Source organism: Lysobacter antibioticus (assembly GCF_000731095.1).
GTDB lineage: Bacteria > Pseudomonadota > Gammaproteobacteria > Xanthomonadales > Xanthomonadaceae > Lysobacter > Lysobacter antibioticus_B.
In genome coordinates, this window is the sequence record NZ_JMTZ01000025.1 from 1 (window position 1) to 15,132 (window position 15,132).

A 15,132-nucleotide genomic window follows, 5' to 3' on the forward strand; every position below is an offset into this window, starting at 1 on the left:
CGTGCGGTCAGCCTCAGCGGCGGCCACACCTCGGCGGCGACGCAGTGGCAGAGCAAGCTGGAATGGCGCGAGGACACCGGTGCGGAGCGTCGCGAGCAGTGGGTCACCACCAACAACCTGACCCACAAGATCAACGAAAGCTTCCGCATCGCCGCTCGCTTCAACTATTCCAAGACCACCGACCAGATCAACGCACAGGCCGGCGCCAAGTTCATCGAAGGCAACGTCGGTTTCGCCTGGCGGCCGTGGAACAGCACCAAGTACGCGCTGCTCGGCAAGTACACGTATTTGTACGACGTGTCGGCGCTGCCGCAGATCGGCGACAACGTGGCGTTCTACGATCAGCGCAGCCAGATCCTGTCGCTGGAAGGCATCTACAACCCGAACCACCATTGGGAGTTTGCCGGCAAGCTGGCGCGTCGCGAAGGCGAAGTGCGTTACGGCCGTCTGGAAGGCCAATGGGCCGATTCGGCGACGACCTTCGCCGCGGCGCAGGCGCGTTACGAGTTATCACCGAGTTCAGCGACGACCTGACCAACTTCGATTACGACCACAAGGGCTGGTTCATGAACATGGTCGGTACGTACTGATCGCAACCGGCTGTATCTCTTTTAGCCGCCTCCGGAGCTCAGGAGGCGGCCTTACGAAGGCGCGTCGACACGGCTTCCCCTGTCGTTCCAGGCATGACTTGGACGCGGAGTTCGAGAAGATCTCACGGCGCGCCATCGAACAGTGGCGCTGGCCTATTTGAGTGGACTCTTTGAGAGCTTGCTATGAAAGATGAATCGTCGGTGGAACAGAACGTAACCATACTGAATGACTTGGAGTGGCGCCGGATCAATGAGGCGCTTCCGTCGAACCTGGCCGCCAGGGCGAGAAACCAAAAGCAAAAATATCGCGGCTTCGTCGAAGCGGTGCTATGGGTGGCCTGCAACAAGGCCTTCTGGTCCGAGATTCCGGCGATGTACGGCGCTTGGCGGCCTATCTACGTGCGCTACATGCGTTGGTGCAAAGCTGGGGTATGGAAGGTAGTGGAAAAATCGATCGGCCATGAAAAGGCGGTGGTGGCTCAGGCGCTGGGATCACTCCTGGGGCAGCAGCAGTACTCCCAGCAGAAACGAAGCCTGCGCAGCGCCCGCGGCGTTTCCGAAAGGGTCGATTTCGACCGATAGGGGCGCGAAGATCGAATGCCATGGTCGATTGCGACTCGCTCAGAGCCGTTTCGAAGATCCCGAATGCCGTCGCAACAGCCGGATGATCGAGTCGTAATCGGCGGACTCGATGGCAGAGCCTCATTGAAGCAGGTGGCCTAGCCCGTGCTTCTCAAGATAGCGAAACAGCTCGTCCTTCGATTTCAAGCCCAGCTTGCGCAGGGCGTTGTACTTGTGGGTCGTGACGGTCTTGTAGCTGCGATTGCTGTCCAGGGCGATCGCTTGAAGATTCTCGCCGCGAGCCAACGCCAGGACGACCGCTTGCTCTGAAGAGCTGAGTTGACGCCATGGGTGACTCTTCGCCGAGGCGATATCGATCGCAGGGTCGGTGTAGGTATTGCCGCGCATCACCGCCAGGACTGCCTCGACTATCGTGCTCGGGTGGCTCGACTTCGAAACGAAGGCGCGGGCTCCGGTTTCCAGCGTGGTCAGCGCAAGGGAGGGAAGTTCCGTCCCTGTGTAGATGATCACTTGAAGGCGAGGCTGTTTCTTCAGTACGGCGCGCAGGAGCGGCACGCTTTGGAGTTCTCCGGGCATGTGCAAGTCCATGACCAGATAATCGAAGCGGTCATCCTCGAGAGCCTGCAGTAGACGTTCCCCATCCGAAACCGAATCGATGCGGATACTGTCCGTATCCAAGGCGCTGCCCAGCATTTCGGAGAGCGCGGCGACGATGACCGGGTGATCGTCCGCGATGAGTACCCTGTCGGGGGGGCGCTGGGTACTCACCGGGGTAGCCTGGCGGCAGCCGGAACGTGGCTATCAATAAACACGGAACTTGTCTCCATTTTTCTTGTCACTCACCTCCGCCCTCGCGAGTCGGTGCTGTGCAGTCGGCCGGATGCACTTGTGAGCGTCGCCGATGTGCCGGCAATGAGCTCGGTTCCGACAGGATCGGCCCATCGGCAAGACGCTTCCAGTAAGAGGGCAATTCTACTAGCTGGACACCATGGCGACTGCCCCGTCGGATACTACCAATCGGCTATGCAGGCGGTCGTGCCAGGGAGCCGGGCGTTTCGTCGAGCCGGATGAGGGGGCATGTGCAGCGATTTGGCGGCCGGTGGTGCGTTCGACCTGAGTCCCGACTTCAGCCGGACGCGATGCTTGTGGGCAATAAGGAACTTGTAGCGGCGGTCGCTGATGGGCGCAATCGCATGAAGATGATCGCTACGTGTTAAAGCCAGCATCGCGTCACGTTATGGCGAAGTCGGCGGATGATCAGGACAGTTCTCCTCTGAGATGGCATCGATGGCAGGATCTGCACAAGGTGTCTCGGGAGTAATCGCAGGTAGGCGATCGGCGTTGACGGATCGCGAAGCCTTCGAATGAACAGTTCTCCTTCGAATTCGGTGTTGTCGGCGCAGGGCAAGGAATAAGACCCGGGGGCATGTCGGCTGATCCAGGCGAGGTCGCCCTTCGCGCACGGCATCGCGAATGGGCCGGATTCTTCAGCCGGTTCTGCGTAGGCTCGGCAGGGATCGGATGGCCGATTCGACCGACCTGCGTCATCGGAAACGAAGTCGGGAAGGAACTCCGGCGATTCTTCTGTGCCGAGCGACGGTGCCTAAGACAATTCCCAATTTCCATGCATTGATGTCGAGCATAGTCTGATGAAGCGTACTCCGATAGCGAACTCAATATCGTGCGTTCACCGCGACCTCTCATGTGTGGGCAAACGATTATCGAGCGCAGGTCATGAGGTTGGGTGAAGAGAGCTACGAATTCCCTTCGCGGGGGGATGTCCTCGTCGACGTGGTGGGAATGACCGCATTCGTGGCCGTCGTAGGCGCGGGCAGCTTCACCCGAGCGGCCCAATCGCTGGGCGTGTCGAAATCCGTGATCAGCCGGCGCATAAGCGGCATAGAGAGCCGGATCGGTATGCGGCTGATAGATCGCAGCAGCGCGCGCGTCGGTCCTACCGAGGCCGGAGCGGCTTACTATCTCAAGTGCCAGAGTATTCTCGAAGCGATAGAAGAGGCCAATCACCAGATTGCGAGCTGGAACAGCGGCTTGCGAGGGACGATCGTAGTCTCCGTTTCTTCTTCGCTATGCGTGCCCGCGGTGACGCGGCCGATTGCGGAGTTCGCGCGCTCCTACGCCGATATCAAGCTGAAGATCGATATCGAAGAGCGAGATTCGTCGGTTCGAGAAGCCCGATTCGATGTCGCGATTCGAAGCGGCAGGTCGGCGGACGCCAGTATGGCGGCGCGGGTGATCGGACATAGCGAAAACGTGCTATGTGCCAGCCCAGACTATCTCGAGATGAACGGAACCCCGACATCCGCCGATATGTTGAAGGACCATGATGGGCTTGTACATGCGCGCGAGCACGGGCACGTCGGCGCGTACTGGCTATTGCGCGACGGCGCTCAGTTGCGCTCCTATCCGATCCGCGAGCGGATGCGAAGCGAATGCATGCTCCACCTCATGGAGGCGGTGAAGGTCGGTCTCGGCATAGCGCAGTTGCCGGACTACCTGGTGGCAGATGCGTTGCGGAATGGAGAGCTCGTGGCTTTGCTTCCGCAATGCTCGCCTCCTGCAGACCCTATCTCGCTCGTCTATCCGGTCAGTCGCAAGGCCTCGCAGAAGGTGCGGCTCCTGGTCGAGTATCTTGCCGAACGAATGCTGGGTGCGCTGAGCCAGAAAACCGGCGCCGAAGCGATCGCCGAGGCCGGAAATCGTCGTGGTGCGCCGATGAGGCAGGAGAAACAGACCTTCAGTTCGAATCGATAGACGTATTTCATCGCCGGCTCCATGAGGCCGACCACAGCTTGATTCTGCGATAAAAGCCGCGCGGGCCCAGCGCGGCTTTTCTTTTGTGCGATCGATAAGCGGCCAGGTTGCTCGCGATGAATGCAGTCGTTGCCGTGCGCGCAACGAGTGCCGAGGCAATCACTCTTATGAATTGAACCAATCGCGTAAATGTATTGGACGAGGGCGGTCGCCTAAGAAAGTCTATCTCCAGATCTTTCACTCAACGAGTAATCAGATGTACAAGCGAAGTTCGCTTTTCCTCATTGTCATCGCCCAACTCTTCATCGGTCAGGCGCTCGCTCAGTCCCCTCTGACCCAGGACAATGGCGCTCCGGTCGGCGACAACCAGAACTCCCAGACGGCCGGGCCGGATGGGCCGGTCTTGCTTCAAGACGCGCATCTGATTCAGAAGCTGCAGCGATTCGATCGCGAGCGCATTCCCGAGCGTGTCGTCCACGCCAGAGGCACCGGCGCCCACGGGCGGTTCGAAGTCACCGGCGACGTGAGCAAATACACCAAGGCCAAGGTGCTGCAGCCGGGTGCGGTTACTCCGGTATTCGTTCGATTTTCGACCGTGATTCACGGCAATCACTCGCCGGAAACTCTGCGCGATCCGCGCGGGTTCGCGACGAAGTTCTATACCAAAGAAGGCAACTGGGATTTGGTTGGGAACAATCTTCCGGTGTTCTTCATCCGCGATGCGATCAAGTTCCCGGACATGGTGCATTCGCTGAAGCCGAGTCCGGACACCAATCTGCAGGATCCGAACCGCTTCTTCGATTTCTTCTCGCACGTTCCCGAGGCCACGCATATGCTGACCCGGGCCTATTCCGACTACGGAACCCCGCGAAGCTATCGCGAGATGGACGGCAGCAGCGTCCACGCCTACAAGCTGGTCAATGAACGTGGCGAATACGTCTATGCCAAGTTGCGTTGGGATAGCCGTCAAGGCGAGCACAATCTGACGGCGAAACAGGCGGAGCAAGTTCAGGGCCGGGACTTCAATCACGCCACCAACGATCTGATCTCGTCTATCAAGCGCGGCGACCATCCGCGCTGGGATCTGTACATGCAGATCCTCACGCCCGGTCAACTGGACGATTTCGACTTCGATCCGCTCGACCCGACCAAGGTCTGGTCCGGAGTGCCCGAGGTCAAGGTCGGAACCATGGTTCTGGACCGGAACCCGGCGAATATCTTTCAGGAGACAGAGCAGTCGGCGTTTGCTCCGTCCAACCTGGTTCCAGGCATCGAGCCGTCCGAAGATCGATTGCTCCAGGGGCGCTTGTTCGCCTATGCCGATACTCAGTTGTATCGCGTCGGGACCAACGTGGCTCAGTTGCCGATCAACGCTCCGAAGTTGCAGATCAACAGCAACAACCAAGACGGCGAATCGAATGCCGGGGCGCGCACCGGAAGCGTGAACTACGAGCCCTCGCGCCTGGCGCCGAAACCGCAGGACAGCAAACACAAGTACAGCGAGCTGCCGCTGTCCGGGACTACACAGCAGAAGCGGATCGCGAAGACGCTCAATTTCCGCCAGGCAGGCGAGTTCTATCGGTCGCTATCCGCGACGGACAGGAACAACTTGATCGCCAATCTGTCCGGGGATCTGGGGCGTGTAAGCGACGATGTCGCGCGCTACACGATGCTCTCGTACTTCTACAAGGCCGACGCAGGCTACGGCCAAGGTCTCGCCAAAGCGTTGAAGGCCGATGTCGCCCGCGTGAAGTCCCTCGCAGACACCTTGAGTGAATAAGGCCTGGTCTTCAGCGGAGTGCGCTATGCAGCGATTTGTATGGGTAATGACTCTTGTACTGGCTCTGCCGGCGGCCGCTCTGGCAGAGGAACCCGCCGGCACGGCGAGGAAATCCAGGCAGGAACTCGCGGAGTATCTGTTCGAAGCGGCACGAATCGGAGACGCCGATCTGATTCGTAGCCTCGCGAAGAGCGGCGTCGATCTCGATGCTCGGAACGCAAAGGGGTTTACGCCACTGATCCTGGCGACCTACCACGGACGGGACGCCGCGGTTCAAGCGCTGTTGCAAGCTGGCGCTTCCCCCAACGTGGCCGATGGCGAGCGCGGAAACACCGCGTTGATGGGTGCTCTGTTCAGGGGCGTGGACGATGCGGTCCGGCGGTTGTTGGACGATCCTCGCACCGAGGTCAATCAACGCAATAGCGCAGGTCAGACTGCGGCAATGTATGCCGCACTGTTCTCGCGCGACCAATGGCTGGACGCCTTGGCTAAGCGGGGCGCGGATTTCGGTTTGCGGGACGACGCCGGCGCCGATGCGGAGCAATTGGCGCGTCGGCAAGGCAAGGACGAGCTTGCCGAACGTTTATCCGGCTTGGTCAAGGACGGTCGATCGGCAGAGGCGCCCGCGCATAGGTGATCGACATCTTCCGCTGCCCGCAGGGGGAAGCCGACACTGGGTTCGATGTTCGTATGACGGATAAGAAAAGTGCCCGGAGCGGCGCACCTGAGAAAAGAGGCGCCGCAACACCGGGTTCCGACGGCCGCGAAAGTATCGAGTCGTTTCTCGCTCGGGGCGGAGTCATCGACAAGCTTGCCCCTGGAGAGTTCGGCCAATCGGCCAGGACGGGGCGTGCGGGCAGAGCCGGGGCTTCGTAGCCGCTATTGCTGCCGATGGCCACTGCGGCACCGAAGGAATGCCGCTGGGCAGCAACAGCGCAGGCTCGTATGTCGCGGCGTGCGGCAACTCGGATCGGTTCAGTCCCTCGGATCTCGGAAGACGGGGGCTGCGCTGCAGCGAAAGGACGAAAAGTAAGTGTAAGGAATAGTGGGTTCTCGGTGTTTCCAACACCGCCCGATGCGAGCGAGAAATTAGACATGACAGAACTGAAGTGCGCCATCTCCTTGTTGATCGCTTTGATTGCGGTGCCGGCTCAGGCCGAGCGGAAGAACGCAGTGCGTTTGGCCGAACCGGGCGTGCTTTGCGATCGCTACGTATGCGCGAACAAGAAGGGGCTTTCGCGGGTGCTGACCGAGAAGCATAACGGCATGAGGACGGCAATGAATGCATTCGCCGATAAGGACATGGATACGTCCGAATTCACTTTCGCTAACGGAATATTCTGCGATGCGAAAGAGAAGTCGTGCCGTAGGGATCGCTACTACGGGCCGAACGGGCAACGCAGCGCGGTATCCGTGGAATACACGGAACTCCTGTTCGGGAAAAAATAACTTGTCGAGGCTATGACAATGAGCAGAATCAAGGCAAAAACGCGTAGATATTTACGCATCGGCATGGCCTTTGCAGTAGGCCTGGCGATCTCCGGGTGCGGCAATGCCGAGAGGCCATCGCTGTCGGGCGCTGGAGAAGAGGATCAGGTGCTGGCCACGGTAGCGCTGCAGCCCGCCTCGGGGAGTAGCGTCAAGGGGCATCTTTCGGTTTCTCCCAATGGACAGACGATGGCCGTGGCCGGAACCGTCACCGGCTTGACGGCCAGTGGGGTGCATGCGATCCACATCCATGAGAAAGGCGACTGCAGCGCGGCCGATGCCAGCAGCGCCGGGGATCACTTCAACCCATACGGGCATCGGCATGGCAGCGTAAAAAATGGCGAACACCATGTGGGCGACATGGAAAATATCGTCGCCAACGCCAAGGGAGAGGCCATCGTCAAGGCAATCGTGCATGGGGCCAGTCTCGGCGGCGGTGGTCTGAACGACATCGGCGGGCGAGCTTTGGTCATCCACGCGATGCCGGACGACTACGCCAGCCAACCGAGCGGCAAAGCCGGCAAGCGGATAGCTTGCGGAGTGCTGGAGGTGGCGCAGATCGGGGCCGGGAATTCGGCGTCGGGCTGACGGGCGCCGAGAGAGGCCAGCTCGCGCGCGCGACGACCTGAGCGCCGCCGCGCGATTGCATAGATCGCGCCGATTGCAACGGCCGCGAAGCCGCGGCTTCATCGGGTCTCGTGACCCACCGTGCCGCTAACGATTACGCGGGCACGCCACCGCTTGCCTGCCGAACAGACCGAGTAAGGAGCGCCCATGGAAGCGCTCGCATGACGATCCAGTCGAATTCTCTGTGTTCCCAGTCAACCCTCGAATGAGCGACTCCTCAATGAATACCGTTCTAATTACTTCGCTGGTCGCCGCCGCGATGGTGCTCTTGCCCGCATCGATGCCTGTGGGGGCCCGCGCACCGATGGAATCGGCTTGTGTCCAGGTTACCGAGCCCCAGGTCGCGGCTTTGTTCAACCGCTGGAACGATTCGCTGCGCACGGGCGATCCGGACAAGGTCCTTGCCAACTATGCCGAGGACGGCGTGCTGTTGGCGACGCTGTCGAACGAACCGCGTACCAGCCGCGCCGCCATGCGCGACTACTTCGTCAAGTTCCTGAAATCCAAGCCGCAAGGATCGATCGACAAGCGCGTCATCAAGATCGGCTGCAACGTGGCCCAGGACCTGGGCACGTACGCGTTCAAGTTCGCCGACGGAAAAACCGTGCATGCCCGCTATACCTATGTGTACGAGTGGCGCAACGGCAAATGGTTGATTGCGCACCATCATTCTTCGGCCATGCCGGAGCCGATGGCGGGCGCGGATGGCGCTAAACCGCGTCGATGATCGCGGTTGTCGGCGACGCCTGCGAGTCTCGCGATGAGCGCTTCATTCTTCGCTGGCTTCGCGCGAGTCACTGCAGATCCGGCGCGATGGAGCAAGCGCTCGGTATGCCGTCGTCGGTCCATCGAAACAACGGCCGCGTTGCTGTCGGGTTCGCATATGCGGTGGGCCACTCTGGTAGAGGCATGGCGGCGACTGGATCTCGGAGATGTCGCTCGACTCCCTTCCGGTTCGTCCGATGCAATGCGTATTCGCATGAGCGTAATAACGCCTTCGCGCGCGATCGTTTCGTCGCTTTATGTGATTCGTTGGCTTGAGAATATTGATGAACTAAGAATATTCCTAAGTCTAAGAATGTTCTTAGGGCTAAGAATATTCCTATGTCTGGGAATGTTTCCGTGCCGAGGAGCGATGCTGAAAATAAGAGTATTCCCAATATTTTTCTCCGTGGCTGCGTGCCTAAATGCTTCCAGGCCATGGAGTCGCATCCGCATCTCGTGGGTGTTGGGGCAAGTCCCGGCAAAGTCATCGGTTCGATGACGGACCCCTCGATCGAGCTTCCAGTGGCTACAAGCCGGCAGTGATTGATAGCTGCCTCTGATGACGCACCGGCCGCGTCTGCTGTATGCCCGATCGGTATGGATGGCAGTCCGTGACGCCGGAACTGGTAAAGGGAGTTTTACGATGTTGCAGCGTTCAAAGAAGAAAGTCGGCTTTGCCGCGGTAGGCGCGGCACTGCTAAGTTTCGTTCTGGTCGGTGTATCCAGTGAGGGCGACGGAAGCTCTGTCTCCGGAGTCCGCGAAGGGGCGGCCGGTCCTGTCGCTGCCGCGGATGCTTGGCTGACGAAGCTGCTCGGCGCGGAAAAATCGGTTCCTTCCAAGGCGCAGAGTGCGAGCTACGCACTTATCAGCCCCGATGGCGCTCCATTGCAAGCGCGCAATTTGTATGCGGCGAATGGACAGGGCAGTGAGTACCCTCGCTCGGGGTACTCGCATCATCCTGCGGGCATGCGCTCTCGTCCAGGTCCTGCGGCCTCGATGAGCGAAGCGATGTTCGGCGGCGCCCATGTTCAGGGTCAGCCGCTGGAACCGGCCATGGTGCCGCCGAGTCGCGACCCGCAAGCCTATCGGGTCAAGATCGGCGAGGAACAGGAAGCGATAGAAGAGTTCGATCGCAAGCGTCCGTCCCAGAAAGCGCAGGCGAAGCGTGCAAGAGAAGGGGCGGGTGCGCTGCACGGGGCCGCGGGAAGCAGCCCGCAGCAGGGGGCCGCCGGACATACAGGCTGCGCATTCGCCGATGCGGTCGGCGCGGATCTGCTGGACAAGCTGAAGCATGCCGACACGGCTTGCGCGAATTCCCAGTTCAATCTCTCCAGGGACGACGCGCTGCGGACCTTCACTAACGAGAAGATGGTCACCGTCGCCGATGAAATCGCCCGGCTCGCCCAGACCTACGACGGCGACAACGACCAGGACATCCTGCAGTTGATCCTCTTCGTCCGAGCCGGATATTACAACCAGTTCAAGTACCGGGATCAGGGCCTTGGGGCGTTCAATGCGGCGGTCGGCCAGTCCGTGCGCGCTGGGCTCGATGCGTTCTTCAATAACAACGTGACCATGGCTTTAGAGAACGATGCGCACGGCGAAGTCCTTGCGGAAGCCGTGATCCTGATCGACTCTGCTCGCGAGAACACCCGGTTTCTTTCCAAGATCCGTACCTTGCTCGGCAACTACGACGCCGCTTACGACAATATGTATTTCATGGAGCGGGCGATCAACAACTGCTTCCATGTCCTGTTCAACCAGGGGGTCGAACTGCCTGACTTTACGAGTCAGGTCGCCGCCACGCTGGCCGATACGCTCTCGGGCTTCATCCGCAGCAATATCGGCAAGCTCGGCGGCGGAAAAGAGTATCTTGTGCTCAACGCAGCGCGCGAACTCTCCCGCCAGATGCGGTATTCGGCAACCATCAAGAACTACGCCAGTACCAAAGTCGACGAACTGGCGGACCTGACGGCATTCAACAACTCGACCGCGCCGCTACGCACTATCTTCGGGCAGTACGTCGAAACTTACGATCGCGAGAACTGCCAAAGATACGGCCTGTGTAACTACAAGGAGGAGCTGCGCGCGGCCGTCCTGCCGGTCCAACATGCCTGCAGCCCGACCATCAGCATTCGCGCGCAGAGCATCTCGGCCGAGGAGCTCCGCAAGGCCTGCGATTCCGTCGCCGGCGAGCAGGCCTACTTCCACCGAGTCCTGGCCACCGGCAACCAGGCCGTCCCAAACGACAACAACACCTCGTTGGAAATGGTGATCTTCGATAGTTCGTCCGACTACGGTAGATACTCCAGCGCGATCTACGGAAACGATTCCAACAACGGCGGCATCTATCTCGAGGGCAATCCCGCGGTAGTCGGCAATCAGCCCCGCTTCATCGCCTACGAGGCCGAGTGGATCCGTCCGACGTTCCAGATCTGGAACCTGGAACACGAGTTCGTGCACTACCTCGACGGCCGCTACAACCTGTACGGCGACTTCATGGCGGGCTTCAGCCAAGGAACCGTTTGGTGGACGGAAGGGCTGGCGGAATACATTTCCTGGTCCTACCTGAATCAGGACAATGCCCGTGCTCGCGAACAAGCCGCGCGCAAGCCCTGGACGCTGAGCCAGTTGTTCAAGACCGAGTACGGCGACCAGTCGCGGGTCTATCAGGGCGGCTACTTGGCCGTGCGCTACATGTTCGAGAAGCGCGCCAGCGATGTGAACACGATCCTGTCCTACCTGCGGCCAGGGAACTACGCCGAGTACAAGAACCGCATCGCGGCCATCGGTACGAGCTACGACACGGATTTCAGCAACTGGCTGACCTGCGTTGCCGACGGTACGGCCTGCCAGCAGGTTCCGGAGTGCACCGCGACGGACACGCGTCAGCTCGACAGAAACTGCGCACGCAGCAACATCTCGCAAACGCGCGGCAATCACGCTCACTTCTACATCCTGGTTCCGGCCGGAACCGCCAGCATGCGGGTCACCGCAACGGGCGGAAACGGCAATGCCGACCTGTTCGTCAATACCTTGGGCGGCTCTGATCCCTGGGCATACAAGACCCGCCACAACTATTGGTCGATGAATGCGGGTAACGAAGAGTCGATCGTGGTGAACAACCCGCCGGGCGGTCAGTACGTCTACATCAGCCTCTATGGGGAGCAGGACTTCAGCGGTGTGCGTTTGACTGTCACCTATTGATCGTAAGGGCACGAAAGAAGGGGCGGGCCGTGGCCCGCCCCTTTCTCTGATATCTAGAGAAGCGTGCGTGGGCATTTAGTGGCACCTCCGTTGCATCCTTATATGTGGTGGTGGCTTAGGGTTGTCGAAACCTAACTTCTAGGTCGATATTGGGCCGGTCCAACTGCAGCAGTGTCAGCGTCTGCGTTACGTTCTTAGTGGCAAACAGCCGGCAACTTCGGCGCGATGCGGCGTAATACAGTCGATCCCCATTCCTCGATCAGCACAACCGAAATTTCTACATCATAGGGCGATGAGCTTCGCCAAGTTGAGAGGGCGAATCAGTGCCAAAAATTCTGTGCTAAGAGTATTCCGCATATCAACGTTGCTGAAGGCGTGCTTCTATTGCGGCGGCCGCCTTGCAGCGGAATTCGCGGGACTCCTTCGCTAGAAGTTTTGAAGAGGCACAACCTACCTCGGATGGCTTATGCGTCGAACGAACGCGTGAAATACCGTTGCCGGGATGCTCCTGGAAGATTGGTCCGCGAAGCTTTAGCGCAGCAAAAGACGCTCCGTGGACCGCTTATGAAGCGATGGCGGTTAGCGCTCCAGTTGATAGACGACGCGGCTCGAAAAGTGGGTTTCCACTCCGTTGGCCAAGGGGGGGGGGAGTGCCGCAGGCGAATTATTGGAGCCATGGCGCGTCATTCGTGTGTGCGACTTGCTTAGTTATTTCTAATTGTTGTTGAAACTAACAAAGGAAAGTGGTCAATGAAGAGTGTGAGAAAACATAGGGCCATACAGCGCGGCGGTCTAGCTTTAGCGCTTTCGACCGCTGCGCTGCTCGCATATGCGGCTCTCGACCCCAACGAAGGAACGAAGATATGCCCGATCGGCAGCGAGCCCGATGGCCGGGGCGGGTGCGAGGACTCCTATGCGGCCGAAAAGCGGAGGCAAGAACAGGCCAAGAACGCGGCTCTTACAGCAAATAATAACTACTTTGACAATGTCCTCACTCCTACGGTTGTGAGGCAGAATTCAGCGGTTAAGGAGCTTGCGCAAGTCATATATGATCATTGTTCGGTTGTGGACGATCAATTGATCAAGAAATTCAGCTTGATGTACGACTTGGCGGGTAAGCATCCTGGTGAGTTGAGCGAGATCAAATGGTCCTCCCTTGAGGCCGATAGAGAGTCGACTATTTACAAGTGGACATCTGATGCGATTGATGCGAATCATAATATGTGCATCAAGTTGTTCTTCGATTCACTACCGAAGCTCGTTGACGTTACCTATGGCGAGCGAGCGACCGCGCCCGTCGTTAAGCTTGAAGATACGGCGCTTAAATCATGGCTGGCCCCCGCTGCCGGTTCAGGGGTGGGGGTGTATCAGCTGAAAGTGGCGCATAAGGATTGGAACTCTGGCGCAAGTACTGATGTTTCTATGTTCTATAAGCTGGCGCCTATCAGGCGCTACGTCTATGCGAGCGACAAATTCATCTCTGATTTCGCGGCTGCTGACCCCGTACGAAAGTATCTTCTGAAGCCTTACGAGCTCAATGAGCTGTACAAGGAATACGATGTATTTGAGTCCAATCCGGGAACCAGTCGAGATTTCTACTACGGCAGAAACAAAGCGCTGCTAAGGGGGTTGGTTCGTCAGATGATGGCGTACAAACTTGGTCATGGATTCGATGCGGATCTGAGCGGGAATCTCGATCTTGTCGGGCTTGTCGGAGCTCAAGTTCCGAGTCTTTATCATCAGCGGCTGACTAATCTTGGCGACGGAACATCGCCAGAAGCAAAGAAGGAGCGAGACTCGCTTACAACGTTGCTAAAACAGGCGCTCGTGCAGCGAGTGATTCATGCTGGCATCGTCAACAGTACGGATATGTCCTCTGAAGGCGGTGTTTCAAAGCTTTGGGCAGACTATGCCCTCAGTGGATTCGGGGAGGATAGTCGAACCTACCAGAGTGGAGCATCATGGGATCAGAAACGATACGGAATGTTCGTGTCGCAGGAGGAACTGGTCGCCGGTGTAGATTCGCTTCGGCAATTGGCTCGCGGTCTCATTAGGCAGGAAGCTCAGGCGTTAGTGCCGTCTGCGGATACGTTAGAAGGGAAGTTTGAAAGAGCCAGGAGCGAAGGCTTTAACTCTGCGATTCATCTTGCCCTTATCGAGCAAGTACTTAGCATCAAATCAAAGAGCGTCTTCTTAACTGCTGACGAGAAGCGATCGCTGTCTGCTCGTATTATCAACCTGACAAAGTCATTGGTAGGAAGCGCGCCGGCCGTTGATCAGAATTCGACCTTCGATTCCACATTGGCTAAGGTCGCTGCGAAACTTATCGAGCGATCCTCGTTAGCGACGAGTTATCTAGCGCGAGATCTTGTTATCAGCGATCTCGCAAACTATCGAGGCAGCAGCGATGTGCCCAGTGCCATTAATAGCACCGCATTCAATTCTTTGCCCACCAATCAGCGCTCCGCCGGTTTGACGGCTCTCGGGGAGGAGGGGTGGGATCAGCTAACGCAGCTCAGCGCGCAGTTGTACTGGACGGATACATTGAATCCGGCTGCGCCGATTGCAGGTGCTACCGGTTTAGGCGGTGTAGTGCTGCCCTCTTTGCAAGAGATCGTCGCAAGTCGTATTCCCGCTCAGCAATTGCGTCCTGTGCTCGAGACTCGTCAACCCATTGGCGTTTGGCGAGCATACGAACAGGTGCTTGGGCAGCAGTACCGGAGCGGACCAATCGCTGGGCGTGCGCTCGCTTCTCAGTTCCGCCAGTACTATGCCGAACTCCCGAACATGGAGCAGTTGCCGGCGGACCTACGGAATATGAGCGAGGTGCAGTGGAGGGCGCTGGATCAGTATGCGGATCGCTTTGCGGGCAGCGCTCGAGTTACCAACAGAATATCAGGGGCGCTGCGAAGGGCGCTGTATGTACGCTATGTCCTCGAAAATCCGATCGAGGAAAATGTGCCGCAGGTCAGGCTCGCTGGAGCGGACCCGGCTGGTGGGGACGCGGCTGTTGTTCGTGATATCTTGAATGCAAGAAATTTGCCCGAAGCTGAGTTGGCTGTTTCTTTGGTAGCGCCCCAGGTGCATTTGGTGGCGGGCTTCGCTCCAGAAGTGATGCAGTTCGTGCTACAGCATGCTACGACCCTTAGTGCAACGGCTTCCACGGTACTTAGTGCTGTTCCTGCGACGGCGGCCGCTACGACTGTAAATACAGTGGCGGCTGTAGGAACCGTTCCTACTATCATGTCGTTTACGGTATTCTTTTTAATATAATTTTTTAGCCGTTGTTTCGAGTTGCATGGCGGGCGGTGCGGATATGA

Annotated in this window: 10 protein-coding genes and 1 pseudogene; 10 read left to right on the forward strand and 1 reads right to left on the reverse strand. The window is 58.6% G+C overall.

Annotated features, from left to right (window positions below):
- Together EX88_RS26505 and EX88_RS24470 are read left to right on the forward strand one after the other, a co-directional pair.
- Nucleotides 1-534, forward strand: a pseudogene (locus EX88_RS26505) (hypothetical protein); the annotation flags it as partial.
- A 239-nt stretch (nt 535-773) separates the two neighbouring features.
- Complete coding sequence (locus EX88_RS24470) at nt 774-1,172, forward strand: transposase (RefSeq protein WP_051884863.1); 399 nt, start codon at nt 774-776, stop codon at nt 1,170-1,172.
- A 120-nt stretch (nt 1,173-1,292) separates the two neighbouring features.
- Here the strand turns inward: EX88_RS24470 and EX88_RS0109775 are convergent, their stop codons facing one another.
- On the reverse strand, nt 1,293-1,940 hold the full coding sequence (locus EX88_RS0109775; RefSeq protein WP_051884864.1) for a response regulator transcription factor: 648 nt from the start codon (nt 1,938-1,940) through the stop codon (nt 1,293-1,295).
- 966 nt (nt 1,941-2,906) lie between these two features.
- On the opposite strand from EX88_RS0109775, the gene EX88_RS0109780 reads away from it, so the two are divergent.
- From EX88_RS0109780 to EX88_RS25880, 8 genes are all read left to right on the forward strand, one after another.
- Nucleotides 2,907-3,944 (forward strand): LysR family transcriptional regulator, encoded by a 1,038-nt coding sequence (locus EX88_RS0109780; protein WP_031371815.1) that lies wholly within the window; start codon nt 2,907-2,909, stop codon nt 3,942-3,944.
- A 256-nt stretch (nt 3,945-4,200) separates the two neighbouring features.
- A complete protein-coding gene (locus tag EX88_RS0109785) occupies nt 4,201-5,724 on the forward strand; it encodes a catalase (protein ID WP_031371816.1) in 1,524 nt (507 codons plus the stop codon).
- A gap of 46 nt (nt 5,725-5,770) precedes the next feature.
- Nucleotides 5,771-6,361, forward strand: a complete 591-nt coding sequence (locus EX88_RS0109790) for an ankyrin repeat domain-containing protein (protein WP_081930818.1) — start codon at nt 5,771-5,773, stop codon at nt 6,359-6,361.
- A 458-nt stretch (nt 6,362-6,819) separates the two neighbouring features.
- Nucleotides 6,820-7,173 carry a YcgJ family protein gene (locus tag EX88_RS0109795; RefSeq protein WP_031371818.1) on the forward strand — a complete coding sequence of 118 codons (354 nt, stop codon included), beginning with the start codon at nt 6,820-6,822 and terminating at the stop codon, nt 7,171-7,173.
- A gap of 18 nt (nt 7,174-7,191) precedes the next feature.
- Nucleotides 7,192-7,800, forward strand: coding sequence for a superoxide dismutase family protein (locus EX88_RS0109800; protein ID WP_235186231.1), 609 nt, complete (start codon nt 7,192-7,194; stop codon nt 7,798-7,800).
- 259 nt (nt 7,801-8,059) lie between these two features.
- A complete protein-coding gene (locus EX88_RS0109805) occupies nt 8,060-8,566 on the forward strand; it encodes an SgcJ/EcaC family oxidoreductase (RefSeq protein WP_031371820.1) in 507 nt (168 codons plus the stop codon).
- Nucleotides 8,567-9,247: 681 nt separating this feature from the next.
- The gene (locus tag EX88_RS0109810; RefSeq protein ID WP_161786099.1) at nt 9,248-11,812 is read left to right on the forward strand and encodes a M9 family metallopeptidase; all 2,565 of its coding nucleotides are present in this window, start codon (nt 9,248-9,250) and stop codon (nt 11,810-11,812) included.
- 750 nt (nt 11,813-12,562) lie between these two features.
- Nucleotides 12,563-15,085 carry a hypothetical protein gene (locus EX88_RS25880; RefSeq protein ID WP_152566197.1) on the forward strand — a complete coding sequence of 841 codons (2,523 nt, stop codon included), beginning with the start codon at nt 12,563-12,565 and terminating at the stop codon, nt 15,083-15,085.
- Nucleotides 15,086-15,132 lie beyond the last annotated feature (47 nt).